This window comes from Cellulomonas sp. P5_E12 (assembly GCF_054049315.1).
The window spans coordinates 1-24,162 of record NZ_JBFUMP010000011.1; the positions used below are offsets into that span (position 1 = coordinate 1).

The 24,162-nt window shown below is 73.2% G+C and carries 26 protein-coding genes; 7 read left to right on the forward strand and 19 right to left on the reverse strand.

What is annotated here, in order from left to right; all coding sequences use genetic code 11:
• The 3 genes from ACXJKA_RS10800 to hisD all read right to left on the reverse strand — a co-directional run.
• On the reverse strand, positions 1-1,076 hold a 1,076-nt coding region (locus ACXJKA_RS10800; protein ID WP_456825202.1), incomplete at its 3' end, for an alpha/beta fold hydrolase.
• Positions 1,073-2,095, reverse strand: a complete 1,023-nt coding sequence (locus ACXJKA_RS10805) for a 3-oxoacyl-ACP synthase III (RefSeq protein ID WP_456825203.1) — start codon at positions 2,093-2,095, stop codon at positions 1,073-1,075. The genes ACXJKA_RS10800 and ACXJKA_RS10805, both read right to left, overlap by 4 nt.
• 97 nt (positions 2,096-2,192) lie before the next feature.
• Positions 2,193-3,515, reverse strand: a complete 1,323-nt coding sequence (gene hisD / locus ACXJKA_RS10810) for a histidinol dehydrogenase (protein ID WP_456825204.1) — start codon at positions 3,513-3,515, stop codon at positions 2,193-2,195.
• 99 nt (positions 3,516-3,614) lie between these two features.
• On the opposite strand from hisD, the gene ACXJKA_RS10815 reads away from it, so the two are divergent.
• Positions 3,615-3,833 carry an RNA-binding S4 domain-containing protein gene (locus tag ACXJKA_RS10815; RefSeq protein WP_456825205.1) on the forward strand — a complete coding sequence of 73 codons (219 nt, stop codon included), beginning with the start codon at positions 3,615-3,617 and terminating at the stop codon, positions 3,831-3,833.
• Here ACXJKA_RS10815 and ACXJKA_RS10820 read toward each other — a convergent pair.
• Positions 3,809-4,336: an SRPBCC family protein gene (locus tag ACXJKA_RS10820; protein WP_456825206.1), complete on the reverse strand. Its 528-nt coding sequence runs from the start codon at positions 4,334-4,336 to the stop codon at positions 3,809-3,811. The two genes, ACXJKA_RS10815 and ACXJKA_RS10820, sit on opposite strands and share 25 nt — an antisense overlap.
• On the reverse strand, positions 4,326-4,697 hold the full coding sequence (locus tag ACXJKA_RS10825; protein WP_456825207.1) for an ArsR/SmtB family transcription factor: 372 nt from the start codon (positions 4,695-4,697) through the stop codon (positions 4,326-4,328). The genes ACXJKA_RS10820 and ACXJKA_RS10825 overlap by 11 nt, the downstream gene beginning before the upstream one ends.
• 51 nt (positions 4,698-4,748) lie before the next feature.
• Between ACXJKA_RS10825 and ACXJKA_RS10830 the strand changes: the two genes are divergently transcribed.
• Genes ACXJKA_RS10830 through ACXJKA_RS10855 form a run of 6 tightly spaced genes read left to right on the forward strand, consistent with a single transcriptional unit; the run spans position 4,749 to position 9,151 of the window.
• Positions 4,749-5,339: a peroxiredoxin gene (locus ACXJKA_RS10830; protein ID WP_456825208.1), complete on the forward strand. Its 591-nt coding sequence runs from the start codon at positions 4,749-4,751 to the stop codon at positions 5,337-5,339.
• Between the two features lie 33 nt (positions 5,340-5,372).
• A complete protein-coding gene (locus tag ACXJKA_RS10835) occupies positions 5,373-5,942 on the forward strand; it encodes an RNA polymerase sigma factor (protein ID WP_456825209.1) in 570 nt (189 codons plus the stop codon).
• Positions 5,939-6,757, forward strand: a complete 819-nt coding sequence (locus ACXJKA_RS10840) for a zf-HC2 domain-containing protein (protein ID WP_456825210.1) — start codon at positions 5,939-5,941, stop codon at positions 6,755-6,757. Before ACXJKA_RS10835 ends, ACXJKA_RS10840 begins: the two co-directional genes overlap by 4 nt.
• Positions 6,754-7,632 (forward strand): ATP-binding cassette domain-containing protein, encoded by an 879-nt coding sequence (locus ACXJKA_RS10845; protein ID WP_456825211.1) that lies wholly within the window; start codon positions 6,754-6,756, stop codon positions 7,630-7,632. Before ACXJKA_RS10840 ends, ACXJKA_RS10845 begins: the two co-directional genes overlap by 4 nt.
• Positions 7,629-8,507 carry a hypothetical protein gene (locus ACXJKA_RS10850; RefSeq protein WP_456825212.1) on the forward strand — a complete coding sequence of 293 codons (879 nt, stop codon included), beginning with the start codon at positions 7,629-7,631 and terminating at the stop codon, positions 8,505-8,507. The genes ACXJKA_RS10845 and ACXJKA_RS10850 overlap by 4 nt, the downstream gene beginning before the upstream one ends.
• Before the next feature lie 23 nt (positions 8,508-8,530).
• Positions 8,531-9,151, forward strand: a complete 621-nt coding sequence (locus ACXJKA_RS10855) for a hypothetical protein (protein ID WP_456825213.1) — start codon at positions 8,531-8,533, stop codon at positions 9,149-9,151.
• On the opposite strand, the gene dnaE is transcribed toward ACXJKA_RS10855, so the two are convergent.
• The 14 genes from dnaE to ftsW form a co-directional block, all read right to left on the reverse strand.
• On the reverse strand, positions 9,092-12,631 hold the full coding sequence (gene dnaE / locus ACXJKA_RS10860; RefSeq protein ID WP_456825214.1) for a DNA polymerase III subunit alpha: 3,540 nt from the start codon (positions 12,629-12,631) through the stop codon (positions 9,092-9,094). The genes ACXJKA_RS10855 and dnaE overlap by 60 nt on opposite strands.
• Before the next feature lie 95 nt (positions 12,632-12,726).
• Entirely contained in the window at positions 12,727-13,206 is a 480-nt protein-coding gene (locus ACXJKA_RS10865) for a GNAT family N-acetyltransferase (RefSeq protein WP_456825215.1), read from the reverse strand.
• A complete protein-coding gene (locus ACXJKA_RS10870) occupies positions 13,203-14,141 on the reverse strand; it encodes an RluA family pseudouridine synthase (protein WP_456825216.1) in 939 nt (312 codons plus the stop codon). Before ACXJKA_RS10870 ends, ACXJKA_RS10865 begins: the two co-directional genes overlap by 4 nt.
• The gene (locus ACXJKA_RS10875) at positions 14,134-14,733 is read right to left on the reverse strand and encodes a signal peptidase II (RefSeq protein WP_456825217.1); all 600 of its coding nucleotides are present in this window, start codon (positions 14,731-14,733) and stop codon (positions 14,134-14,136) included. The genes ACXJKA_RS10870 and ACXJKA_RS10875 overlap by 8 nt, the downstream gene beginning before the upstream one ends.
• Before the next feature lie 20 nt (positions 14,734-14,753).
• A complete protein-coding gene (locus tag ACXJKA_RS10880) occupies positions 14,754-15,215 on the reverse strand; it encodes a TraR/DksA family transcriptional regulator (protein ID WP_456825218.1) in 462 nt (153 codons plus the stop codon).
• 165 nt (positions 15,216-15,380) lie between these two features.
• Entirely contained in the window at positions 15,381-16,064 is a 684-nt protein-coding gene (locus ACXJKA_RS10885; protein WP_456825219.1) for a DivIVA domain-containing protein, read from the reverse strand.
• 129 nt (positions 16,065-16,193) lie between these two features.
• Entirely contained in the window at positions 16,194-16,478 is a 285-nt protein-coding gene (locus ACXJKA_RS10890; protein WP_456825220.1) for a YggT family protein, read from the reverse strand.
• 3 nt (positions 16,479-16,481) lie between these two features.
• On the reverse strand, positions 16,482-16,973 hold the full coding sequence (locus tag ACXJKA_RS10895; protein ID WP_456825221.1) for a cell division protein SepF: 492 nt from the start codon (positions 16,971-16,973) through the stop codon (positions 16,482-16,484).
• Between the two features lie 171 nt (positions 16,974-17,144).
• Entirely contained in the window at positions 17,145-17,906 is a 762-nt protein-coding gene (pgeF, locus tag ACXJKA_RS10900) for a peptidoglycan editing factor PgeF (RefSeq protein WP_456825222.1), read from the reverse strand.
• Between the two features lie 7 nt (positions 17,907-17,913).
• Complete coding sequence (gene ftsZ, locus ACXJKA_RS10905) at positions 17,914-19,170, reverse strand: cell division protein FtsZ (RefSeq protein ID WP_456825223.1); 1,257 nt, start codon at positions 19,168-19,170, stop codon at positions 17,914-17,916.
• Between the two features lie 213 nt (positions 19,171-19,383).
• On the reverse strand, positions 19,384-20,364 hold the full coding sequence (locus tag ACXJKA_RS10910) for a cell division protein FtsQ/DivIB (RefSeq protein ID WP_456825224.1): 981 nt from the start codon (positions 20,362-20,364) through the stop codon (positions 19,384-19,386).
• Entirely contained in the window at positions 20,361-21,788 is a 1,428-nt protein-coding gene (gene murC, locus ACXJKA_RS10915; RefSeq protein WP_456825225.1) for a UDP-N-acetylmuramate--L-alanine ligase, read from the reverse strand. The genes ACXJKA_RS10910 and murC overlap by 4 nt, the downstream gene beginning before the upstream one ends.
• Positions 21,785-22,921 (reverse strand): undecaprenyldiphospho-muramoylpentapeptide beta-N-acetylglucosaminyltransferase, encoded by a 1,137-nt coding sequence (gene murG / locus ACXJKA_RS10920; protein ID WP_456825226.1) that lies wholly within the window; start codon positions 22,919-22,921, stop codon positions 21,785-21,787. Before murG ends, murC begins: the two co-directional genes overlap by 4 nt.
• Complete coding sequence (ftsW, locus tag ACXJKA_RS10925) at positions 22,914-24,152, reverse strand: putative lipid II flippase FtsW (RefSeq protein ID WP_456825227.1); 1,239 nt, start codon at positions 24,150-24,152, stop codon at positions 22,914-22,916. The genes murG and ftsW overlap by 8 nt, the downstream gene beginning before the upstream one ends.
• Positions 24,153-24,162 lie beyond the last annotated feature (10 nt).

The window sequence follows — 24,162 nt, forward strand, 5'->3', positions numbered from 1 at the left end:
CGGGCGAGCTGGTCCGTGCGGGCCGCGAGCGCCGCCCAGCTCGCGCGGCGGGACCGCGCCCCGGCCAGCTCGACGAGCGCCGTGCCCTCGTCGGCGGCGCGCTCGACCAGCGTCGCCCCGAGGGCCCGGAACGGCTCGGGCGGCTCCGCGGGTTCGGGCGCGACACCGTGCGCGTCGACCCAGCGCAGCACTCCCCCGGCGACGTCCGCGTCCTCGACCACGAGGTGGCCGGCGCCCTCGAACCGGTGCACGTCGGCGCGCGGGAGGCGTTCGCGCAGGTCGCGCAGGTAGCGCGCGGAGAACACGGGGTCGCGGGGCCCCCAGAGCAGCAGGGCCGGCACGTCGAGGCTGCGGACGCCGTCGGCGATCCGGTCGAGCTCGGCGCGGCTCGGGTGGTCCGGCGTCGCAGGGATGTCGGCGACGAAGCCGCCGATCCCGGCCCGGCGGTCGGCCGTCCGGTACGGCGCGCGGAAGGCGTCAGCGATCTCCCGGCTCAGTCTCGGGTGCGCGAGCGCGAGGGTGGTCTCGAGGAACGCCGGCGTCGTCACCGTCCCCACGGGCAGCACGCCCGGCGCCATCGCGACCCGCAGCGCGCCGGGCAGCGGGTCGTCGTCCGGCTGGTGCACGGCGGTGTTGGTCAGGACGACCCCGGTCAGCAGGTCCGGGTGGTCCACCGCCCAGCCCAGGCTCACCACGCCGCCCCAGTCGTGCCCGACGGTCACGACGGGGCCGGTCAGCCCGAGGTGGTCCGTGAGCTCGCCCAGCTGCGCCACCCGGCCGGCGAGCCGGTGCTGCTCGCCGGTGCGCTCGGAGAAACCCATCTCCAGCTGGTCGACGGCGATCACGCGCCACGGGCGCTCGGCTCGCGCCCCGGCAGCGACGAGTCGGCGCCACAGGAAGGACCACGTGGGGTTGCCGTGGACGCACAGCAGCGTCCCGACCGGCTCGGCCTCCAGCGTGGGGCCGTTGTCGAGCAGGTGCCAGGTCCGCGACCCCACCCGCACCACCCGCGACCAGCGCGGATCGATCCCGCCGGCCTCGAGGACGTCCGCCGGGGGTGTCGACGCGGCGGTCACCAGACGATCTCGGCCATGGCGGTGTGGAGGCCCGAGCCGACGCCCATGCACAGCACCCGGTCACCGGTGCGCAGCGAGTCGGCCTGCGTTGCGAGGGTCATCGGCAGGGCGGCCGGGCCGACGTTCCCCCAGCGCGGGAACGTCGTCGGCACGCGCTCGGGGTCCAGGCCCAGCGCCTCGACGATCGACCGGGTGTGCACCGAGGAGACCTGGTGCGTGACGATGCGGTCGACGTCGGCCCAGTCCCACTCGGGCTGTGCCTCGTTCCAGGCGTCGACGACGAGCTCCAGCCCGCCCGCGAGCAGCCCGCTCGGGTCCGTCTTCATCCCGTCGACCCCGCCGACGCACAACTCGTGGTGCTGGGTGGCCGAACGCGCCACGCCACCGAGGAGCCGGTGGGCGCCCGGGTGCAGGTGTGCCGGGCCGAGCACGGCGGCCGCAGCGCCCGCGCCGAGCGTGAGCGTGGCGAACTCCTCGAGGAACGACTCCCGCGTGGTGTCCGGCGAGGTCAGCCGCGCGATCGTGGCCTCCTGCGTCGGACGCGGGTCCTCGCCGTTGACGATCAGCGCGTACGAGATCTGGCCCGAGTCGATGAGCTGCGCCGCGAGCGTCATGCCGTTGACGAAGCCCAGGCACGCGTTGGTCAGGTCGAAGTTGAGCGCGCTCGACGGGAGCGACAGGTTGGAGTGGATCCGGGAGGCGACGGAGGGCTCCAGGAACGTCCGGGTCACCGACGTGTTGACCAGCAGGCCGACGTTCCCGGCGTCGATCCCCGCCTCGGCCAGCGCCTTGGCACCGGCGGCCGTCGCGGCGTCGTCGAACGTCATCCCCTCGTCCCACCAGCGGCGCTCGTGCACCCCCGCCACGCGGGACAGCAGCCCCCGCGGCAGGCGCAGCCGCTTCAGGGTCGGCGCCAGGCGCTCGTCGAACACCGACGACGGCACGACGACCGGCGCCTCGATGCCGACGACCGCGAGGAGTGCGACATCACGGTGTCGGAACGTCGCGTTGCCTGTCACAGGCTGTCCTCTCGACGGGGGCTGAGGTCGCACGCCGGGCCGGCGGCGCGGGCGCAAGGTCGGCGCGGTCCGCGCGTCGGCTCTGGGGAGTGATGAGTCAGAATCGGGCCCGCACCGCCTCGCCGTGCGCCGGGAGTCCCTCGGCGTCCGCGAGCGCGACGATCTTGTCCGCGACCTCGGCGAGCGCATCGGCGTCGTACTCGACCACCTGGACCGCGCGCAGGAACGAGTGCACGCCGAGCCCGCTGGTGAAGTGTGCGCAGCCGCCGGTCGGCAGCACGTGGTTGGAGCCGGCCATGTAGTCGCCCAGCGAGACCGGGGAGTACGCGCCGACGAAGATCGCCCCCGCGCTGGTCACCCGCTCCGCGAGCGCCGCGGCGTCGGCCGTCTGGATCTCGAGGTGCTCCGCGCCGTACGCGTTCACCACCTCGAGGCCCTGCTCCAGGTCGTCCACCAGCACGATGGCGGACTGCTTGCCGCGCAGCGCGGTGGTCACGCGGCTGCGGTGAGTCGTCGCGTCGACCCGGTCGATCAGCTTGGCCTCGACCGCCCCGGCGAGCTCGACCGAGGGCGTCACCAGGACGGCGGCCGCGAGCGGGTCGTGCTCGGCCTGGGACACCAGGTCCGCGGCGACGTGCGTGGCATCGGCCGTGCCGTCCGCCAGGATCGCGATCTCGGTGGGACCGGCCTCGGCGTCGATGCCGACGATCCCCCGCACCAGCCGCTTCGCCGCCGCGACGTACACGTTGCCGGGGCCGGTGACGACGTCGACCGGCTCGCACAGCGTCTCGCCGTCCACGTCGTCGCTGCCGGCGGCCCCGTAGGCGAACATCGCGATCGCCTGCGCACCGCCCACCGCGTAGACCTCGTCCACACCGAGCAGCGCGCACGTGGCCAGCACCACGGGGTCGGGCAGCCCGTCGTCGTTCTTCTGCGGCGGCGACGCCACGGCGAGCGAGCCGACGCCAGCGGCCTGCGCGGCGACGACGTTCATGACCACCGACGACGGGTACACCGCGAGTCCGCCGGGCACATAGAGACCGACGCGACGGACCGGGACCCACCGCTGCCTGACCTCCGCCCCCGGTGCCAGCTTCACCGTGAAGTCCGCCGGCCGTTGCGCACCGTGGACCTCGCGCACCCGACGGATGGTCTCCTCGAGCGCGGTCCTGACGTCGGGGTCGAGCACATCGACGGCCGCGGCGATGGTCGCCGCCGGCACCCGCAGGTGCACCGGCCGGACACCGTCGAACCGCTCGGCGAGGTCGCGCAGCTCGGCGGCGCCCCGCGCGCGGACGTCCGCCAGGATGGGCGCGACGACCTCGGCCGCGTGCTCGACGTCAACCTCGGCGCGGGGCAGCTCCTCGAGGAGCTCACGGCGCGTGAGGGTGCGACCGCGCAGGTCGATGCGGGTGATCACGTTCCTGAGCATAGGACCGACATCTGCGGGTGGCCCGACCACGACCACGGTGCGGGCCGTGCGCTGCACCACACTGTCGGCACCAGGCAGACTGCTCCCATGACCACGGTGCCCATCTCCGACGACTCGATCCGGCTCGGCCAGTTCCTCAAGCTCGCGGACCTCGCCGACTCCGGCGCGCACGCCCGGGAGCTGCTCGAGGACGGCGCGGTCACCGTGAACGGCGAGGACGAGGCGCGCCGCGGTCGCCAGCTGGTCCGCGGGGACGTCGTCGAGGTGGACCTGCCGACCGGCTACAAGGAGGCCACGGTCGGCTGACCGGGGTTGCTCGACCGGTAGTGCGGGAGGGCCGCCTCGAAGATCTCCTGCCACGGCCGGACCGGTCGACCCGCTGTGTGGTCGTCGAGCTGCCCGAGCGAGGCGTGCCACCCCGCGCCGTAGCCGCGGGCCGCGGACTCGGACAGGCCCAGGTGCTCCAGCACGAGGACCGAGCCGTCGCCGTCCGGGCGGATGGTGACGCTCACGCGCGACTCGTCCTCACCCGGGAACGACCATCCGACCACCAGTCGCCGCGGCGCGTCGCACTCGAGCACGTCGCCGACGGCGTTCTGCGGCGAGCCCGCCACGTCCTCACCCATCCGCAGCTCGTACCGGCCGCCCACCCGCAGGTCGCCGTAGACCGGTCCGAGCCACCGGCTCAGCCGCGCGGGTTCGGTGATTGAGGCCCAGAGGTCCTCCGGCGTCGTCCGGTACCGACGCTCGAAGCGGACCGAGACGTCCGTCCCGGTCGGCACCAGCACACCCCACACGTCAGTCGTCATCTCGGCTCCTCGTCGTCCCGGTGGACAGGCGGCGCTCACGGGCGCCGCGCGCGATCTCCGTCTCCAACGCGTCCAGCCGGCCGGCCCAGAACCGGCGGATGCCCCGCGCCCAGCGCTCGACCTCGTCGAACGCCTCGGGGCGCACCGAGTAGAGGCGGACGGCACCCTGCGGCACCGAGTCGACCACCCCGGCCTCGCGCAGCACCCGCAGGTGCCGGGACGTCGCGGGCTGGCTGATCCCGAACTCGTCGCCGACCGCCGCCGCGAGGTGCCCCGCGCTGCGCTCCCCGTCGGCCAGGAGCTCGACCAGCCGCCGCCGGACCGGGTCCCCGAGTGCGTCCATCGCGTGCATGCCGTCCATGTTTGCATCTAGCGTTATATAACGCAAGACGCATACGAGTACGGTGGACCCATGGATCTGACGCGGCTCCCCGACGACCTTCCGGTGCCCGTCGACGACGGCGCGGCCGACCACCTGGCCGGTGCCCGGTTGCCGGCGCTCACCCTGCCCGCGACGGACGGCAGCGCCGTCGCGCTCGACCGGCTCGGGCCGGGCCGCACGGTGGTCTACGCCTACCCGATGACGGGCGGCGGCCCGGGCGCGGCGCTGCCGGACGACTGGGACAGCATCCCCGGTGCCCGCGGCTGCACGGCCGAGGCGTGCGCGTTCCGGGACCACCACGCCGACCTGCTCGCCGCCGGTGCGGCGGGGGTGTACGGCATGTCGACGCAGGACACGGCCTACCAGCGCGAGGCCGTCGACCGCCTGCACCTGCCGTTCCCGATGCTCAGCGACGAGGCGTTCGCCCTCACGCGCGCGCTGAGGCTGCCGACGTTCGAGGCCGGCGGCCGCACCCTGCTGCGCCGGCTCACGCTGATCGTGACCGACGGCGTCGTCGAGAAGGTGTTCTACCCCGTGTTCCCGCCGGACCGGCACGCGGCCGAGGTGCTCGCGTGGCTGACGCACGCGGTCCGTCCGTCAAGCTCAGTACCTCCGAACTGATCCGTCCGGCGGTCGACTCGCGACAGGAGGAGTGTGGAAGCCGCGCCCCTCTCGGACGTCGACCTCCTCCGGGCCGTCGGAGGGGGTGACGAGGCCGCGCTCGCCGCGCTCTTCGACCGCCATGCCGGCTGGCTCGCCCTCCGGCTCGGCCGACGCACGGCCGACGCCGACCTGGTCGCCGACGCACTGCAGGACACGTTCGTGGCCGTCTGGCGTTCCGCTGCGCGGTATCGCGGCGACGGCGACGTCGGGGCGTGGCTCTGGGGCATCGCGATCCGGCGGCTCATCTCCCGGCTGCGGGTGCGGCGCGCGCCGCTCCCGATCGGCGCGGCYGTCATCGAGGCCGGCACCCCCGTCGCGCCCAGCGCCGAGGACGAGCTGCTCGTGCGGCTCGAGCACGGCGACGTGGGTACCGCCCTGCGCTCGCTGTCGCCCGAGCTGCGCACCGTCCTGCAGGCGACCGTGCTCGACGGCCTCACCACACGTGAGGCGGCTCGGCTGCTCGACCTGCCCCAGGGCACCGTCAAGAGCCGGCTCCGGGCGGCACGCGCCCAGCTACGACATCACCTCGTCGCCCGTCCCGAACCCTGGAGGCCGACATGACGACCAGCACCTGGCACGCGGCCCCCGACCTGCTCGCGCGGTACGCCGGCGGGAGGCTCGACGACACCGCCCAGGCAGCGGTCGAGGCACACCTGACCGCGTGCGCTCCCTGCCGTGAGCACGCCCGCTCGTTCGCGCCTCCGACACTGCTCGACCGGGCATGGCTCGGCATCCGGAGCGAGGTCGCGGCACCCACCGGCCCGGCGGTGCTGCGACGGCTCGTGAGTCTCGGCCTGCCCGAGCGCGACGCGGTCATCCTGCGCGCCTCGTCCAGCCTGCACACCTCGGCGGCGCTGGCGGTCGGGGCCGCGATCGTGTGTGCGATCGTCGGGGGCACCATCGGCGCGAACCGTCAGGACGCGGCGTTCCTGCTCCTGGCCCCCCTCGTGCCCGTGCTCGCAGTCGTCGCGGCCTACGACGCGACCGACCCGCTGCGACACCTCACCGGCACCACGCCCGCGAGCGCACTGCGCACCGCACTGCTCCGCTCCGTCGCCGCGCTGACGATCGCCGTGCCGCTCACGATCGCCGTCGGCCTGCTGGTGCCCGGCCTGCGTGACCTCGCGGGCACGTGGGTCCTGCCCGGCCTCGCCCTGACGAGCGGTTCGCTCGTCCTGCTCACGAGGTGGACGGCACGGGTGACCTTTCCCGTCGTCGCCGCCGGCTGGCTGGTGCTCGTCGGACTGCGGTCCGGGTCGACCGTCGCCGCGCTCACCTCCACCGGCGGGCAGGTCGCCTGCCTCGTCGCCACCGCTCTTCTCACCGCAGTGCTCGTCCTGCGGACCTCGTCCGCCCGTCCGGAGGGACAGTCATGACACAGACGCCACCCGTCGCCGTGCTCGAGGGGGTCAGCCGGTCGTACGGGTCGACCCACGCGCTGGCGCCCACGGACCTCCGGCTCGACCACGGCATCGTCGGGCTGCTCGGCCCGAACGGAGCCGGCAAGTCCACGATGATCCGCCTGCTCGCGACGGCCATGCAACCGAGCGCTGGCCGCATCGTCGTCGCCGGCTTCGACATCACGGGCTCGGCGGCCGACCGTACGCGGGCGCGGCGCCGGATCGGCTACCTGCCGCAAGAGGTCGGGTTTCCGCGCGGCATGACGGCCTTCGGGTTCCTCGACTACGTCGCGGTGCTCAAGGAATGGCGTGACACCGGCCCCCGACACCTCGAGGTCCGACGAGTCCTGGACCTCGTCGGCCTCGGAGACCGGCCCACGCGTCGGATCCGTGCCCTGTCCGGTKGGCAGCGGCGCCGGCTCGCGCTCGCGCAGGCGCTCATGGGGACACCRGAGCTCGTCATCCTCGACGAACCGACCACCGGGCTCGACCCGGAGCAGCGTGCCTCTCTTCGGGGGATCCTTTCCGGTCTCGCCGGTGCCGGCTGCGTGCTGCTGGCCACCCACCAGACCGAGGACGTCTCAGCGCTCTGCGATCGGGTGCTCGTGCTCGACGCCGGTCGGATCCGGTTCGACGGGACGCCGGCCGAGCTGATGGCGACGGCCGAGGGGGCAGTCTCGCAGGGCGCGGAGGTCGCCCCGGGTGCGGTGACCTCGTGGCGCACCGGGACCGGTGCTGTCCGGTCCGTCGGCGGCGCCCCCGGACCAGGGTCGGTGCGCGTGGAGCCGACCGTCGAGGATGCGTACCTGCTGCTGCGCGCCGCGCAGCCCGTACCGGGAGCAGTCCGGTGACCGCCGTGGCGAGCTCGGTCCGCCTCGACGCACCTCGCGGCATCGGGGTGCTGGCGCGCCGGGAGATGGTGCGGTACCTGCGACACCCCCTGTTCTGGCTCGGCGTGCTCCTCACCGCCGCCAGCTGCCTCGGACGGCCCGACGAGCGCATGTCGAGCCTGCTGTCGGTCATCGCCCCGGCGGCGGGGCTCGGACTCTTCGGGCTCGTCGTGATGATGTCCCTGGTCCGCTCATCAGACCGGGCCGCGGCCTCCGGCACGGTGGCCACACCGGAGCGGCTGCGCACGCTCGCCCTCGCCTGCGCCGTCGCCGTCCCGTTCGTCGCCGGCCTGGCGTGGTTCGCGTGGGCCGTCTGGGCGTACCGCCACTGGCCCCCGGCGCCGGACGGGGCTCCGTTCGGCGGGCTGGGCGACAGCTGGTCGCTGGCCGTCCTGTTCGACCTCGGAGTCATGCCTTCCGTCGGCGGCCCTCTCCTCGGACTGGTGGTCGCACGCTGGCTGCCGTTCCGCGGCGCCGCAGCCGTCACAGTGGTGCTCCTCGTGCTGGCGACCATCGTCATGCAGGGGATCTTCGCGCCCCTGCGCACGGTGCGGCTCCTGATGCCGTGGACGTACTTCGGCGGGCCCGTCGGCATCCCCGGTGACCCGGAGCGGGTCCTCGTCCTCGTCGGTTCGCCGTTCTGGTACGGCACCTACCTCGTCAGTCTGTGCAGCCTCGCCGTGCTCGCGGCTGCAAGCCACGACCCCGAAGGCCCTCGCCGCCGTCTCGGCGTGGCGATGGCCGTCGTCGTCCTGGTCGCCGCCGTCCTCTGCCTGCTCGCTGTCACCATGGGTGTCGACCACACCATGGTCAACCCCATCCCCTCGGCTCCCTGATGCTGCGGTACGCCAGGACGGCGGTGCCCTGGACCCGGGTCGTCGTTGTCGCGGTGCTCGTTCTCGTGCTCCTCGACGTGGTGCGCCGCTGGCCCTTCACGATGTGGCCGCTCGAAGGGTGCGCGGTGGGTCTGCTCGCCGCCGGCGCGGCGTGGTGCTACGACGAGCCCGCCGCGGCCGTCGCGGACTCCACGCCCCGCGGTCTGGCCTGGCGGACGTGCGCGCGAGGGCTGGGGGTGCTGGCGCTCGTCGCGGTGTGGCTCGGCGGCGTCGCGACGGCGCGCGCGTCGCTCTTCGGGCACGCGCACGACGTCGCGCTCCAGGGGATTGCGGCCATCATCGTCGCGTCCGCTGTCGCCGTCGCCGCGCGCTCGCGGGGGTCCGCCACGCCGGGTCGGTCGGTCGCGACGGTCGCCGTACCGCTCGCCGTCTTCGTCGCGCTCGCCCGACCGATGAGTGACACCGTGGCGGTCTTCCCGTACGTCACCGACGACTGGGGTCGCAGTCGCCTGCTCTGGGTCGTGCTCGGTGGCACGGCGTCGGCCGTGCTCGTCGCCGTGCTGACCGGGATCCGGGTGCGGAGCTCAGGACGCCAGGCAGCTGGGCCCGAGCAGCGCCTTGAGGTCGCCGAAGAGGGACGGTGACCGTTCGACCCGGAGCCCGTGGTCGAGGCGCATCACCGTGGCGCGACCGGGACTGGTGAGCCTGAGGTGGACCTCCGTGACGCCCGGGTGCGTGGAGAGCACCTCGCGCAGCCGCTCGACCACCGGCGGGGTGCAGCGGGAGACCGCCATCGACACGACGACCGGCGCGTCGGCCGCCTGGGAGACGTCGGGCAGCGACACCTCCATGGCCTGCAGCTGCATCGTCTCGTCGCGACGCCGCACGCGCCCCCGGATCACGACGACCGCGTCCTCGGCCAGCGCCGTGGAGTACGCCAGGTAGGTCTCGCCGAAGAACATGATCTCGACCGAGGCCTCCATGTCCTCGATGGTGACCGCGGCCCACGGGTTGCCCTGCTTCGACATCTTGCGCTGCAGCGACGTGATCAGGCCCGCGACCACGACGGTCGAGCCGTCCGGACGCTGCTCGTCGCCCAGCAGGGTCGCGATCGACACGTCCGCCGCCGCGGCGAGCACGTGCTCGAGCCCCGACAGCGGGTGGTCCGACACGTACAGGCCGAGCATCTCCCGCTCGAACGCCAGCCGCTGCTTCTTGTCCCAGTCGGGAAGGTCCGGCACGACGACCGCGAAGCCCTGCGCGCCGTCGTCGCCACCCAGCAGGTCGGCGAAGAGGTCGAACTGGCCCTCGGCCTCCTTGCGCTTGACGCCGATGACCGAGTCCACGGCCTGCTCGTGCACCAGCAGCAGGGCGCGTCGCGCGTGGCCGAGGGAGTCGAACGCGCCGGCCTTGATGAGCGACTCGATGGTCCGCTTGTTGCAGACGACCGCGGGCACCTTGTCGAGGAAGTCGGTGAAGGACGTGAACTCGCCCTTCTCCTCGCGCGCCCGCACGATCGCGTCGACGACGTTCGAACCGACGTTGCGCACCGCCGTCAGACCGAACCGGATGTCCTTGCCCACGGCCGTGAAGTTGGCCGACGACGAGTTCACGTCGGGGGGCAGGACYGTGATCCCCATGTGCCGCGCCTCGCCCAGGTACAGCGCGGACTTGTCCTTGTCGTCGCGCACGCTGGTCAGCAGCGCGGCCATGTACTCGGTCGAGTAGTTGGCCTTGAGGTAGGCGGTCCAGTACGAGATGACCCCGTACGCCGCGGAGTGCGCCTTGTTGAACGCGTAGTCGGAGAACGGCAGCAGGATGTCCCAGAGGGTCTGCACCGCGCCCATCGAGAATCCGCGCTCGACCATGCCGGCCGAGAAGCCCTCGAACTGCTTGTCCAGCTCCGACTTCTTCTTCTTGCCCATCGCACGGCGCAGGATGTCGGCCTGGCCGAGCGAGTACCCGGCGACGCGCTGGGCGATCGCCATGACCTGCTCCTGGTAGACGATCAGGCCGTACGTCGTGCCGAGGATCTCCGCGAGCGGCTCCTCGAGCTCCGGATGGATCGGGGTGACGGGCTGGACGCCCGTCTTGCGCAGCGCGTAGTTCGTGTGCGAGTTGGCGCCCATCGGGCCTGGCCGGTAGAGCGCGCCGACCGCCGAGATGTCCTCGAAGTTGTCCGGGCGCATCAGCCGCAACAGCGAGCGCATGCCGCCGCCGTCCAGCTGGAACACGCCCAGGGTGTCRCCGCGGCCCAGGAGCTCGTACGTCGCCCGGTCGTCCAGCGCGAGGTCCTCGAGGACCACGGGCTCCTTGCCGTTCATGACGATGTTCTCGAGCGCGTCGTCGAGGATCGTCAGGTTGCGCAGCCCGAGGAAGTCCATCTTGATCAGGCCGAGGCCCTCGGACGTCGGGTAGTCGAACTGCGTGATCACCGCGCCGTCCTGCGGGCGCCGCATGATCGGGATGATGTCGATCAGCGGGTCGCTCGACATGATGACACCGGCCGCGTGCACGCCCCACTGGCGCTTCAGGCCCTCGATGCCCTTGGCCAGCTCGACCACGCGCTGCGCGTCGGGGTCGGCCGCGTGGACCTGGCGGAACTCCTCGGCCTCGTTGTACCGCTTGTCGGCCGGGTCGAAGATGCCCGTGAGCGAGATGTCCTTGCCCATGATCGCGGGCGGCATCGCCTTGGTGAGCTTCTCCCCCATCGCGAACGGCATGCCCAGCAGCCGCGCCGAGTCCTTGAGGGCTTGCTTGGCCTTGATCGTGCCGTAGGTGACGATCTGCGCAACGCGGTCCTCGCCGTACTTCTCGGTCACGTACCGGATGACCTCGCCGCGGCGGCGCTCGTCGAAGTCGACGTCGAAGTCGGGCATGGAGACGCGGTCGGGGTTGAGGAACCGCTCGAAGATGAGGCCGTGCTGCAGCGGGTCGAGGTCCGTGATCCGCATGGCGTACGCCGCCATCGAGCCGGCACCGGACCCACGGCCGGGGCCGACCCGGATGCCGTTGTTCTTGGCCCAGTTGATGAAGTCGGCGACCACGAGGAAGTACCCCGGGAAGCCCATGCCCGTGATGACCTCGGTCTCGAACTCGGCCTGCTTGCGCACCTCGTCGGGGATCCCGTCCGGGTAGCGCACGTGCAGGCCGGTCTCGACCTCCTTGATGAACCAGCTGGTCTCGTCCTCGCCGGCCGGGACGGGGTAGTTCGGCATGTAGTTGGCCGAGGTGTTGAACGACACCTCGCACTGCTCCGCGACGAGCAGGGTGTTGTCGCAGGCCTCGGGGTGCTCGGCCCAGACGCGGCGCATCTCCTCCGCGGTCTTCACGTAGTAGCCGTCGCCGTCGAACTTGAACCGGTCCGGGTCGGCGAGCGTGGAACCCGAGTTGATGGCCAGCAGCGCGTCCTGCGACGCGCGGTCCTCCTGCTTCACGTAGTGCAGGTCGTTGGTGGCCAGCAGGGGCGCGCCGATGGTCTCCGAGAGGCGCAGCAGGTCCTTGATCGCCCGGGTCTCGATGTCGAGCCCGTGGTCCATCACCTCGATGTAGAAGAAGTCCTTGCCGAAGATGTCCTGCAGCTCGCCGGCCGCGCGGACGGCCTCGTCCCACTGGCCCAGGCGCAGCCGGGTCTGGATCTCCCCCGACGGGCAGCCGGTGGTCGCGATCAGGCCGTTGCCGTACCGCTGCAGCAGGTCGCGGTCCATGCGCGGCCACTTGCCCATCTGCCCCTCGAGCGACGCCAGCGACGAGGCGCGCATGAGGTTGTGCAGGCCCTCGTTGTTCCGGGCCAGCAGCGTCATGTGGGTGTAGGAGCCGCGCGCCGAGACGTCGTCCTGCTCCTGGCCCTGCTGGCCGAACCGCACGCGGGTCTGGTCGAACCGGCTGGTCCCGGGCGTGACGTACGCCTCGACGCCGATGATGGGCTTGATGCCCGCCGCCGTCGCCTTCGACCAGAAGTCGAACGCGCCGAACAGGTAGCCGTGGTCCGTGGTGGCGATCGCCGTCTGGCCGACCCGCTCCACCTCCGCGAACAGGTCGCCCAGCCGGGCGGCGCCGTCCAGCATCGAGTACTCGGTGTGCACGTGGAGGTGGACGAAGTCGGAGCCTCCAGCAGATGCCATGCGGGCGATCCTACGTCGCCGGTCGGACACTCCCTGGCCGCCACCGGCTGTGTCGGCGCGGTGCACGGCGTGTCGGCACCGAGGCGTGTCGCGGGCTACGCCGGAGCCGTCAGGACCTTGACCGCGTCGCGGTGCCAGATGCCCTCGCTGAGGTACCGCTCGGGTCGCGCGACGTACCCGAGCCGCCCGTAGAACCCGAGCGCCTGCTCCTGCGCGCTGAGCTCGACGGACACCGACCGTACATCGTCGACGACGACGCCGTGGCGCTCCACGGCGAGCTCCTCGAGGGCTGCCATGAGCAGCGCACCGACGCCGAGTCCACGCGCGGTGGACAGCACCGCGACCCGGCCGATGTGTGCCGGACCCTGGGCGTGCTCGGGCGCCAGCAGGCGTGCCGTGCCCAGTGCCGTGCCGTCGGCGGCGAGCGCCAGCACGTGCGCGGTGGACGGGTCGGTGTCGTGCTCGTCCATCTCGACCTCGGCGTCCACGCCCTGCTCGTCGACGAACACCGTCATGCGGATGGCCGTCATCTGGGCGCGCTGCTCGGGCGTCTCCACCCGGACGATCTCGATCACACGTACCCGTCCTGCAGCACCGCCAGCGAACGCGCCAGGTCCTCGGGGTACTCGCTGGTCAGCTCCAGCCACTCGCCCGTGCTCGGGTGGTGGAACCCGAGCCGCATCGCGTGCAGCCACTGACGCGTCAGGCCGACGCGGGCCGCGAGCGTCGGGTCCGCGCCGTAGGTCAGGTCGCCGACGCAGGGGTGCCGCGTCGCGGAGAAGTGCACGCGGATCTGGTGCGTGCGGCCGGTCTCCAGGTGGACCTCGACGAGCGAGGCTGCAGGCAGCATCTCCAGCACCTCGTAGTGGGTGATCGACGGCTTGCCGTCTGCGACCACCGCGAACTTCCAGTCCGAGCTGGGGTGGCGGCCGATCGGGGCGTCGATGGTGCCGGTCGTCGGCTCCGGGTGACCCTGCACGAGTGCGTGGTAGACCTTCTCGACCGTGCGCTCCTTGAACGCCCGCTTGAGCACCGTGTAGGCGTGCTCACTCTTGGCGACGACCATCAGACCCGACGTCCCGGCGTCGAGCCGGTGCACGATCCCCTGCCGCTCGGCCGCACCGGACGTCGAGATCCGGTAGCCGACGGCCATGAGGGCACCGACGACGGTCGGGCCGGTCCAGCCGGGCGACGGGTGCGCGGCGACGCCGACGGGCTTGTCGATGACCACCAGGTCGTCGTCGTCGTAGACGATCCGCATGCCGGGCACGGGCTCGGCGACGATCTCGATGGTCGCCGCCGGGGCCACGTCCGGGATCTCGACCTCGAGCCAGCCATTCGCCGCGAGGCGGTCCGACTTGCCGAGCTCCTTACCGTCGAGGTGCACCCCACCGGCCTCGGCGATCTCCGCGGCGCGCGTCCGCGAGAGGCCGAGCAGGCGTGACAGGGCCGCGTCGACCCGCTCGCCGACCAGCCCGTCGGGCACGGGCATCGCGCGCGTGTCAGGCATTCTGCTCGGTCTGCTCGATGGGGCTCTCGGCAGCCTCGTCGTCGGCCTCGGAGGTCGGGTGACCGTCGCGCGTCCCGTCGATGTGCACGCCCGTCGCCGCAAGGATCACGACCATGACGGCGGCGACCACGATCGCGATGTCCGCGACGTTGCCGACGAACCAGTGCGCGTACGCGATGAAGTCCACGACGTGGCCGCGCGCGGGCCCGGGTTCCCGGATCCAGCGGTCCACCAGGTTGCCGAGCGCACCGCCCAGCAGGAGGCCGAGGGCGACCGCCCACGCCCGGGACCCGATCCGGCGGCTGGCGCGTACGACGACCACGATCACCACGGTCGCGACGAGCGTCAGCAGCCAGGTCATCCCGGTCGCGATCGACAGCGCCGCGCCCGGGTTGAACACCAGCTGGAGCCCGAGCAGGTCCCCGATCAGGTGCCGGCGCTCACCGTCCGCCAGGGCGTCCAGCGCCCACGCCTTCGACGCCTGATCGAGCACCAGGACGACGGCGGCGATCGAGAAGAGCGCGATCAGGAGCGCACGGCGACGTGGGTGGGTCGGGGGCGCGGCGCTCTGGTCGTCCGTGGTGGTGGGCACCGCCAGAGTCTACGTGCGCGTCAGCGGCGCTCTTCGCGCTGCTTGCACTCCACGCAGAGCGTCGCCCGCGGGAACGCCTGCAGACGCGCCTTGCCGATCGCCTTGCCGCACGACTCGCAGGTGGCGAAGGTGCCGGTCGCGATCCGCGCCAGCGCCCGACTGGTCTGGGCGAGGAGATCGCGCGTGTTGTTCACCAGGGTGAGCTCCTGCTCGCGCTCGAGCGCCGAGGAGCCCGAGTCGGCCTGGTCGTCGCCCGCTCCGTCGCCGGAGTTGCGCAGCAGGTCCGAGAGCTCGGCATCCGCGGCCGCGAGCTCGCTGGTGAGCCGGTCGATGTCGCTGGTCAGCTCTTCCGCGACGTCCTTGACCTCGCGGGCGGTCCACGGCTTCTCGCCGTCGCGCACCGGGAACGTCTTGACGAGCTTCGCGAGCTCCTTGGTGTCCGTGCTGATCTCGACCGTGCTCAGCGCGTCATTGATGGCCACGAGCGGGCCCCCCTGTCCTCGAAGTCACGTGACTGTATGCGGGGACAGCCTGGGACACAACACGCCACGCCGGGTGAAACCCGGCGTGGCGTGTGGTGGACGTACGACCTGACCTGTGGTGATGCAGGACGCGCGCGGGTTCGGCGGGTGGACGCCGAACCGTCGTCAGAGGTTCTGGCCGTCTCCGACCGGCTGCGGCTGGCCCGACCGGGGCGGCAGCGCGTTGCCCCGGTTGTCGAGGTCGCCGAGCAGGTTCTCGAGGTAGCTCTTCAGACGCGTGCGGTAGTCGCGCTCGAACACCCGCAGCTCGTCGATCTTGCGCTCGAGGAGCGAACGCTCCTGCTCGAGCTGACCGAGCGTCCGCTGCGACGTCTCCTCGGCCTCACGGACGATGCGGTTCGCCTGGCTCTTGGCGTCGCCGACCAGTCGGTCGGACTCCTCCTGGCCGCTGCGCACGTAGTCGTCGTGCAGCTTCTGGGCCAGCGCGAGCATCCCGGTGGCCGACTCCGGCTCGCTCGCCCGGGCGGCGGGCTGGACGGGCGCGACGACCGGCGCCGGTGCCGCCACGGGAGCGGCGGCCACGGGTGCGGGAGCCGGGACCGGCTCCGGCGTGGGCTCGGGCTTCGGGGCCGGCGCGGCCTGCTGCGAACCCGCCCTGCTCAGCTCCGCGATGCGGCGCTCGGCCGCGGCGAGCTTCGTCTTGAGCTCGTCGTTCTCACCCTGCACCTCGCGCAGCGTGTTGACGACCTCGTCCAGGAAGTCGTCGACCTCGTCCTGGTCGTAGCCCTCGCGGAACTTCGTGGCCTGGAACTTCTTGTTCAGGACCTCGTCTGCGGTCAGCAGAGCCATCGTCATCACCTCAGTCGGTAGTGCTCGGTCGGGCCGGCGGCAGTCCACCGACCGCCTCGGGCCACGGTAGCGGAGAATGGGGTGCGCGCACGTCCCTGCGACACGCCCACGGACGGGTGGTTCGTCGTCTCAGAACTGACCGAGCAACGACATCAGGACGGAACACCCCAGGACAAGAACCAAGAACGCGAGATCGAGCCGCACGGATCCGATGCCCACGGGGGGCAGGATCCGGCGCAGCGCCTTGAGCGGCGGGTCCGTCACCGAGTACGTCGCCTCGGCGATCACCAGGGCGATCCCGGACGGCTTCCAGTCGCGTGCGAAGAACTGCACCCAGTCCAGCACCAGCCGGACCAGGAGCAGCAGGAAGAAGACGAGGACGACGTAGAACAGCAGGGTCGCGACGAGGTGCACGCGTCAGCTCTGGTTGTAGAAGCCCGCGCGCGTCGGCGGCTCTGCGGCGGGTCCGGCGGCCTCGCCGGCCACCTCGACGTGCGCCGGCGAGAGGAGGAACACCTTGCTGGTCACCCGCTCGATGGCGCCGTGCAGGCCGAAGATGAGCCCGGCGGAGAAGTCGACGAGACGCTTGGCGTCGGCGTCGTCCATGTCCGTGAGGTTCATGATCACCGGGGTGCCCTCGCGGAACGCCTCGCCGATCTTGCGGGCGTCGTTGTACGAGCGCGGGTGGATCGTGGTGATGCGACGCAGCTCACCGGCGACGGGCGCCTGCGGCGCGGCCTGCGTGGGCAGCGTCGTGCGCGTCGGCCGGTGCAGCGGCGTGACCTGGGCCTCAAACTCCTGCGGCACCGCGACCTCCTGGTCGTCGAACTCCTCGAGGTACTCCTCGTGCTCGGACCGGTCGTCGGCCAGGCCGAGGTACAGCATCGTCTTGCGCAGCGCTCCGGCCATCGCCTTGGCTCCCTCCCCGGATCTCTCCGGACCACCCCCGGAGCCCCACGCTGCTGCTGAGCAGTCACTCAGCAACGTCGGGCTCCCTCTGCCGGTCACGCTAGCAACGGCCACGAACGGCGCGCGCCGCGACACGCCCGACAACCGCGGCATTCACCATCCGCCGTGCCCTCAGGGCGGCGGCCGGACCACACCGGCGAACCGACCCGTGCGGGGCKATCGCCGGAACGAGAAGAGCGCCGGATCCGTCCACGTGTCCCGCGCGTGGACGACGACCCGAGTGACGCCGGCTGCTCGCAGTACCGCGTGGACACCAGCCGGCAGGTCGAGCGCGGGTGTGCCCCATGCCGTGGTGGCTCGCGTCTCGGGCACCACCGCGACGACCTCGTCCTGCAGCTCGACCGGCACCTCGTACGACTCGCCGGCGATCGCGGGGCCCACGGCGGCGCGGATCCGAGCGACGTCGGCACCCTCGCCCACCATCGCCGCCACGGCGGCCTGGACGACGCCCGCCACGAGCCCGCGCCGGCCGGCGTGCACGGCGGCCACGACCCCCGCGTCGGGATCCGCCAGCAGGACCGGGACGCAGTCGGCGACGAGCACGGCGACGGCCACCGTCGGGGACACCGACACCAGGGCGTCAGCCTCACCGACCGTCTCCTCGCCCGCCCGGGGCGGCTCCGAGAGCACCCGCACCTCGGCGCCGTGCACCTGGGTCGCGTACGCCACCGGCGCACCGGCCCAGCGTGCGAGCCGCTCCCGGTTCTCGGCCACCGCCCAGGGCTCGTCGCCGACGGCGGTGCCGAGGTTGAGGGCGTCGTAGGGCGGCCTGCTGACGCCACCGCCCCGCGTGCTGAACCCGGCCCGGACGGCGACACCGAGATCGACCTCGACGACAGGCGGGAGGTCCGTCCCCGGTCGAACGCCGGACACGGTGCGGCTACTTCAGGAAGTCCGGCACGTCGAGCTCGTCGCGGTCGCGCCGCGCGGCGTCCTCGGTGAAGATCCGCGGGACCTCGAGCGCCCCCGTGATCGGCGTCGGCTCGGCCTCGGTGGACAGGAACGCCGGCACGTCGGGCTGCGCCGGGGCCGCCGCGCGGTTCTGCGCGTACGAGCCGACCGGCACCAGCTGCTCCTCGGGGTCGAGCACCGGGCGCGGCGTGGGTACCTGGGACGCGACGGCGGGCACCTGGCGCGCGGAGTTCCCGCTGACCTGACCGAGTGCGCGGGCGTCGCGACGGACCGTGGGCGAGCCGGAGTCGAACCCGGCGGCGATGACCGTCACGCGGACCTCGTCGCCCAGAGCGTCGTCGATGACCGCGCCGAAGATGATGTTCGCCTCGGGGTGCGCGGCCTCCTGGACCAGGCGCGCGGCCTCGTTGATCTCGAACAGCCCCAGGTCGGAGCCGCCCTGGATCGAGAGCAGCACGCCGTGCGCGCCGTCGATGCTGGCCTCGAGCAGCGGCGAGGAGATCGCCATCTCGGCGGCCTGCACGGCCCGGTCGTCGCCGCGGGCGAAGCCGATGCCCATGAGGGCCGAGCCGGCACCCTGCATGACCGACTTCACGTCGGCGAAGTCGAGGTTGATCAGGCCCGGCGTCGTGATGAGGTCCGTGATGCCCTGGACACCGGACAGCAGAACCTGGTCGGCCGAGTGGAACGCGTCGAGCACGGAGACGGACCGGTCGGAGATCTGCAGCAGGCGGTCGTTCGGGATGACGATGAGCGTGTCGACCTCGGCCCGCAGCGCCTCGATCCCGGAGTCGGCCTGGACCGACCGGCGCCGGCCCTCGAAGGTGAACGGTCGGGTGACGACACCGATCGTCAGCGCGCCGAGCGAGCGGGCGATCCGCGCGACGACCGGCGCGCCACCGGTGCCCGTGCCACCGCCCTCGCCCGCGGTGACGAAGACCATGTCGGCGCCCCGCAGGACGTCCTCGATCTCGTCCTTGTGGTCCTCGGCGGCCTTCTTGCCCACCTCGGGGTCCGCGCCGGCGCCGAGGCCGCGCGTGAGCTCCCGACCGACGTCGAGCTTGACGTCGGCGTCGGACATGAGCAGGGCCTGGGCGTCGGTGTTGACGGCGATGAACTCGACACCCTTGAGGCCGACCTCGATCATGCGGTTCACGGCGTTCACGCCGCCGCCGCCGATGCCGACGACCTTGATGACCGCCAGGTAGTTCTGCGGAGCTGCCACGGTGGGTGCCTCTCGTTCTGTGCCGGTCGCGGCCCTGGGCCACGGGGTCCGTCCGCGCCCCGCTGCGAGCGGCGGGACGAGGCGGCGGTGAAACCTTCACCCTCTACTTGAGGGTTATAGTTATGTCAGGTGTGCTGTCAGTGCGTGACGCTAGGTGCCGCCCGGACCGCGATCAACGACCGCGCCGCGCGTGTCGGGAGTTGGTGCGGAAACTCACCTCGTGATGGGCAGCCGCGGCGCAGACACGTCGATGACGGTCGCGCCGGCCGCCTGGGGCGACGCGCGCAGCGCCGTGAGGACCGCGATCTTCAGCGGGGTCTGGTGGGCGCTCCCCCAGTCGACCACGACGCCGTCGCGCAGCGTCATGCTCACGGTGTCCTGCGTGTGCGCCGACACGTCGGCCACCTGCGCGAGGAGGTCGGCCGGGAGCTGCTGCAGGACGCTGAGCACGGCGTTGAGAGTCCGCTTGTCGCCCACGGGGACGTCGACCACGGGCAGCCCCTCCGGCGCCGCGTCGACCCGGCCCACCTGCACGCCGTCCATGTCGAGCAGCGCATAGCCGGGCGCGGGGTGCGACGAGTCGCCAGTCTGTTCCGGCACCGCGGCCACCGGCTCGCGCGCGACGAGCACGACGGCGAGCCCCCGCGGCCAGTCGCGCGTCACCCGCGCCTCGCGGACGCCGGGCACGTCGAGCACCTCGTCGCGCAGGCGCACGGTGTCCAGACGCGGCAGCGGGGTACCGGCGTGCGCGTCGACGACGCCCACGACCTGGTCGACCGCGACGACGGTCCCGGCCCCCTCGACCCGGACGAGCGTCGGGTCGAGCGCGAGCACCGGGGAGAAGAAGAGCAACCAGCCCAGCCCGCCGACCGCGAGCACCGACGCGGCCACCAGGACGACCTGGCGCCGGGCGAGGTTGCGTCGGGCGCGGGCGCGCTCGGCGAACCGGGCGACCGAGCTGGTGGACACCACGGGCGGTGTGACGGGTCCGGCGTACCGGCGGGCTCCCCCGGCGCTGTACGTCGTCACCGCCCGGCCGAACGTGGCCGGGTCCGACCGGTCCGGCTGGGCCGGGACCGCGGCCGTCGGGACGCTGGCGGGTGCCGACGGCTTGGCGCGCATCGCGGGCCGGGGCGCCGCGGCGGGTCGACCGGGCGCTGGGTCGCGCGGGGCGGTGGGGCGCGACGGGCTCATGCGACGGGTCCGTCGCCGGCGGCGAGCGCGTCGAGCACGACGGACGCCAGCAGCGTCACGTCCCCCGCCCCGACCGTGAGCAGCAGGTCCCCCGGACGCGCGGCGGCGGCCGCCGCCCGGGCGGCGGCCTCCTTGTCGGCGACGAAGACCGCCTTGCCGGCCGTCGGGACCCGGTCGACGATGAGCGCGCCGGTCACCGACGGGTCGGGGTCCTCGCGGGCGGCGTACACGTCGGTGACGACGACGACGTCGGCGAGGTCGAACGCGGCGCCGAACTCGGTCGCGAACGCGCGGGTGCGCGAGTACAGGTGCGGCTGGAACAGGACGACCACCCGACCGTCGCCGACGACCGAGCGGGCGGCACGCAGCAGCGCCGCGACCTCGGTGGGGTGGTGGGCGTAGTCGTCGACCACCCGGACCCCGGCGGCCGAGCCCCGGTCCTCGAAGCGTCGGCCCGTGCCCCGGAAGGCGGCGAGCCCGTCGGCCGCGCCGGCCACGCCGAGCCGGCGCACGGCCGCCCACGCGGCGKCCGCGTTGAGCGCGTTGTGCGCGCCCGGTGCCGCGAGGCGGACCGTCTCCGTGCCGTCCCGGGTGGTCAGCTCGAACGCCCAGCGGTCGCCGTCGGCCACCAGCTMGCCCACACGCACGTCGGCGTCGGGCGACGTCCCGTAGCTCACGACGGCGACGTCACGCTGCGCGAGCGTGTCCCGGACCCGCTCGACCAGCCGGACCGCTCCTGCGTCGTCGGCGCAGGCCACGAGCGCGCCGCCGGGCCTGATCCGGCCGGCGAACGAGACGAAGGCGTCCTCGAACGCCTCCGCGGAGCCGTAGTGGTCCAGGTGGTCGGGCTCGACGTTGGTGACGACCGCCACCAGCGGGGTGTACGCCAGGAACGAGCCGTCGGACTCGTCCGCCTCCGCGACGAACGCCGGACCCCCGCCGTCCCGACCGCCGCCGAGCGGCCCGTCGGCGGAGAACACCGTCCCGCCGATGGCGAAGGAGGGGTCGGCGCCCGCGTGCAGCAGTGCCGTGGCGATCATCGCCGACGTCGTCGTCTTGCCGTGCGCGCCCGCCACCGCGACCGCGTCCCGGTCGACCATGAGCGCCGCCAGAGCCTCGGACCGGTGCAGCACCCGCAGGCCGAGTGCGCGCGCGCGGGCGAGCTCGGGGTTGGTCTCCCGGACCGCCGACGAGACGACGAGCGTGTCGACGCCGTCGACCAGCGCGGCGTCGTGGCCCACGTGCACGGCGACACCGGCATCCCGCAGCGCGGGGAGCGCGGGGCCGTCGGCGGCGTCGGACCCGCTGACCACCAGCCCGCGGGCGGCGAGCAGGGCGGCGACGGCCGACATKCCGGCGCCCCCGACGCCGACCAGGTGCACCCGGCCGAGGTCGGCGGGACGCAGCTCCTCCGACGCGCTCACGGCAGCTCCGCCTCGACCAGCCGGGCGACGCGGGCGGCCGCGTCGCGGACCCCCACGCTCGCGGCGGCGGCGCTCATGCGCTGGCGCGTCTCGGCGGCCGAGTCGCCCACGAGCAGGACGGGCAGGTGGGCGCGGATCCACGCCGGGTCGAGGTCGGCGTCGTCGACCAGCAGCCCGCCCCCCGCGGCGACCACGGCGGCGGCGTTGAGCCGCTGCTCGCCGTTGCCGATGGGCAGCGGGGCGTAGACGGCGGGGATGCCGAGCGCCGCCTGCTCGCAGACCGTGCCCGCACCGGATCGCCCGACCACGACGTCGGCGACGGCCAGCGCGAGGTGCATCTCGGTCAGGTACTCGCGGACGTGATAGTTCTCGGCGCCGGCGACACCCTCGAGCGCCGCGCGGACGGCGTCGGCCTTGCCGGCGCCGGTCAGGTGCAGCACCTGCACGCCCGCGGCGAGCAGGTCGGCGGCCGCGCCGGCGACGGCGGCGTTGACGCTGACGGCACCGAGCGAGCCGCCGCTGACCAGCAGCGTGGGTCGGTCGGCGTCGAGCCCCAGCTCGGCGGCCGCGGCGGCCCGGGTGCCCGCGCGGTCGCGCGCGAGCTCGTCCGCCAGCCGGGCGATCGGCGCGCGCAGCGGCAGGCCCGTCACCTGCGCCCCCCGCAGCTTCGTCCCGGGGAACGTCACCGCGACGGACGTCGCCCACCGGGCGCCAAGCCGGTTGGCCAGGCCGGGACGCGCGTTCTGCTCGTGGATCACGACGGGGATCTTGCGGCGCCTGGCGGCCAGGTAGGCGGGCGTCGCGACGTAGCCGCCGAAGCCCACGACCACCTGCGCGCCGGACTCGTCGATCGCACTGCCTGCGGCGCGCACGGCGTCGCGCAGGCGCCACGGCAGCCGGAACCAGTCGAGGGTGGGTCGGCGCGGCAGCGGGACCCGCGGGACCACCGCGAGCGGCAGGCCGTGCTCCGGCACCAGCCGCGCCTCGAGGCCCTGGGTGGTGCCGAGCACCGTGAGCACTGCGTGCGGGTGGCGGCGCCGCAGCTCGTCGGCGACCGCGAGCAGCGGGTTGACGTGGCCCGCGGTGCCGCCGCCGGCGAGCAGCACGCTCGGGGCCGGACGAGCCTCAGCCACGGGACCGCCCGATCACGGCCAGCGACCGGCGCACGACGCTCGGGCGCGCAGCGAGAGCCTCCGCCGCGCCCGGTTCCGAGCGCGCGAAGGCGATGAGCACACCGAGCGCGGCCATCGTCATGATGAGCGCCGACCCCCCGGCGGACACCAGCGGGAGCGGGACGCCGATGACCGGCGCGAGGCCGATGACGACCGCGACGTTGACCAGCGCCTGGCCGATGATCCAGCACAGGATCGCGCCCGTGGTGATCTGCACGAACGGGTCGGGGTGCCGGCGGATCACGCGGATCATGGCGAACGCCAGCAGGCCGAACAGGCCGAGCACCAGCAGCGTCCCGATGAGCCCGAGCTCCTCGCCGAGGATGGCGAAGATGAAGTCGTTGTGCGCCGCGGGCAGGTAGGACCACTTCTCGCGGCTCTCCCCCAGCCCCAGGCCGCCCCAGCCGCCGCTGGCCAGACCCCAGCCGCCGTGCAGCGTCTGGTAGCACGACGACTGCACGTCGCACTCGTTCGAGAGCCAGCTGGTGATGCGCGCGGTCCGGTTGTCGCTGGTCACGGTGAGCAGCGCCGTCAGACCGCCGGCCATCAGTGCCGCGAGCCCGAACATCCGCATGGGCACCCCGGCCACGAACAGCGCCCCGGCCACCAGCATGATGAGGACCAGCGCGGTACCCAGGTCGTGACCGGCCAGGACGACGAGGATCGCCAGGCCCGCGACCGGCACTGCCGGGATGAGCGCGTGCTTCCACTGCCGCAGCAGCGGCAGCTTGCGGGCCAGCACGGCGCCCAGCCAGACGGCGAGCGCCAGCTTGATGGTCTCCGACGGCTGCGCGGACAGACCCGCGAAGCAGACCCAGTTCTGGTTGCCGCCGGCGCCGCAGCCCAGCGGCGTGAACACGGTGAGCTGGAAGACGATCGCGACCGCCAGGGCGGGCCAGGCGATCGCCTGGAAGAACTTGACCGGCGCCCGCGAGAGCCCGAAGAGGATCGGCAGGCCGATCAGGGCGTACTTCGCCTGGTCGAGGAACACCGCGTAGGCCGAGTGCCCGTCGTCCAGCGACTCGACGCTCGAGCTCGACAGCACCATGACCAGCCCGATGACCAGCAGCAGCGCGGTCGCGCCGAGCAGCACGTAGTAGCTGGTCACGGCGCTGTTCCACTGGCCGAGCAGCGAGCTGGTGCTGGGGTCCTCGGCGCGCGGCGCGCCGGTGCGCGGTGTCGTCGCGGTCATCCCGGTGTCC